Origin of the sequence: Henriciella sp. (assembly GCF_049649345.1) — a bacterium.
Lineage (GTDB): Bacteria > Pseudomonadota > Alphaproteobacteria > Caulobacterales > Hyphomonadaceae > Henriciella.
Map to the genome: position 1 here is coordinate 1 of NZ_JBARZC010000118.1, position 2,346 is coordinate 2,346.

The 2,346-nt window shown below is 60.1% G+C and carries 2 protein-coding genes and 1 pseudogene; all 3 read left to right on the forward strand.

Translation table 11 applies throughout. The annotated features are described in order from the left end of the window. Positions 1-240: pseudogene (locus tag WA989_RS02910) on the forward strand (succinate dehydrogenase/fumarate reductase flavoprotein subunit); the annotation flags it as partial. A gap of 13 nt (positions 241-253) precedes the next feature. Beyond that, on the forward strand, positions 254-1,585 hold the full coding sequence (locus WA989_RS02915; protein ID WP_424339025.1) for an amidohydrolase family protein: 1,332 nt from the start codon (positions 254-256) through the stop codon (positions 1,583-1,585). A 3-nt stretch (positions 1,586-1,588) separates the two neighbouring features. Next, a partial coding sequence (locus tag WA989_RS02920) for a succinate dehydrogenase iron-sulfur subunit (RefSeq protein WP_424339026.1) occupies positions 1,589-2,346 on the forward strand: 758 nt, incomplete at its 3' end.

Consider the following 2,346-nt stretch of genomic DNA (forward strand, 5'->3'; position numbering starts at 1 on the left):
GAGTTCGACAATCTGATCGGCCAGGCGGCTGTGACGGTGAACAGCGCGGCCAACCGCAAGGAAAGCCGCGGCGCCCATGCCCGCGAGGACTTCTCCGAGCGCGATGACGCCAACTGGATGAAGCACACGCTCGCCTGGATCGACGAGGCCGGAAAGGTCACCATCGATTACCGCCCGGTCCACGAGTACACGATGTCCAACGACATTGAGTACATCGAGCCGAAAGCGCGGGTTTATTAAAGGAGCGGGACACATGTGCGGCCGGTCCGGTCCTCCAGCTAAGGTGCGAGCGACGATGAAGGCCGGGTTTGCCGCCGCCGCTCTGCTTATGGCGGGCTGCGCGACGCAGGCCACGCACACCGAGCCTGCAAGCTACACGTTCGAGAACGGGCGCTGGTTTGACGGGCAGGGCTTTGTCGAGCGGGCAGTTTCTGTCGTCGGTGGGCGGCTTGTCATTGACGGCGACCCCCGTGAAGCCCTCAACACAATCGATCTGGCCGGGGACTATGTCGTGCCGCCCTTCTGCGAGGCGCACAATCACAATCTGGGAGACTCCGCCGAGCTGGACGACGTGCAGCAAACCGTGGCGGCCTACCTGCAATACGGCGTCTTCTACGCCATGATGCATGGATCCTTCGCCACCTACCGGCAACAGATCGCTGACCTGATAAACACGCCGGAATCGGTGGATGTCGCCTTTGCAAACAATGGCCTCACCGGATCTGGCGGCCATCCGCGGCGCCTCCGGGAATTCCTGATGGACTCGTACGGGTCCTATCCGGAGTTTACGAAGGACACCCTGCCGGATGCCGGATATTTCGAAGCAGATACGCCAGACGAACTGCGCGAGAAGTGGACCCTTATTCTTGCCGAGAAGCCTGATTTCATAAAGGTCATGCTTCTCTTTTCGGAAGAGTATGAAAGCCGGAAGGGTAACCCGGAGTATTACGGAGAGCGCGGCCTGAACCCGGACCTGCTGCCTGGCCTTGTCCAGATGGCGCAAGAGGCGGGACTGCGTGTGTCTGTTCATGTCGAAACTGATGCTGACATGCAGACCGCACTCCGATCGGGCGCCGACATGATTGCCCATATGCCCTCGCACGACGCGCCGATACGTCTTTCAGACGAGACCGTCGCGCTGGCTGCCGACACGCAGGCGGGGATCATCACGACCCTGTCGCTTGCTGATCGCCTGAAGAAACGCGATCCCGATCTTTACGAGCCCACACTCGAGGCCCAGCGCGATAATCTTTCGAGACTGTCCCGGGCCGGCGCGAATCTGGTTCTCGGCAGCGACAATGTGCGGGACGTCTCGGTCGGCGAAGCGCGCCACATCGTCAGCCTGGATGTTCTCGACAATGCCGCGCTGCTGCGCATGTGGACAGAGAACTGTGCCTCAACCGTTTTCCCGGATCGAAAAATCGGCAGACTGGAAGATGGATACGAGGCAAGTTTCATCGTCCTTGAGGGCAACCCGCTGACAGACTTCGATCAGATCGACACTATAACCCTGCGCTTGAAGGACGGGGAAATTCTCGACGAGACGTCGTCTTATGACATTCAAAGAGAGACCGCTGAGGACTAGACTATGGTACAGCTGACACTTCCCAAAGGATCCGCCCCCAAGAAGGGCAAGGACTGGCCGAAGCCTGAGGGCGCGAAGAAAACAAAGGCGTTCAAGATCTACCGCTACTCGCCTGAAGAGGGCGGCAATCCGCGCTGGGACACCTACCACGTCGACATGGACAGGTGCGGGCCGATGGTTCTGGATGTCCTCATCTACATCAAGAACAATATCGATCCGACACTGGCCTTCCGCCGGTCCTGCCGCGAGGGGGTGTGCGGCTCATGCTCGATGAACATTGGCGGCCACAACACCATCGCCTGCACCAAGGGCTGGGACGAGATTGCCGGCCGGTCGATCACCATCGCGCCGCTGCCGCACCTGCCTGTGGTCAAGGACCTCGTTCCGGACCTGACCAATTTCTACGCTCAGCATTCCTATGTGCAGCCCTTCCTCAAGACCGACACGCCGGAACCTGAGAAGGAGTGGAAGCAATCAGAAGAGCAGCGCAGTGAGCTGAACGGGCTCTATGAGTGCATCCTCTGCGCCTGCTGTACGACCTCGTGCCCGTCCTATTGGTGGAATGGCGACAAGTATCTAGGCCCGGCGGCCCTCTTGCAGGCCTATCGCTGGCTGATCGACAGCCGCGACGAGGCCACCGGTGAACGCCTCGACGACCTTGAAGACCCGTTCAAGCTCTATCGCTGCCACACCATCCTGAACTGCGCCCAGGTCTGCCCGAAAGGCCTTAACCCGGCCAAGGCGATCGCCAAGATCAAGCA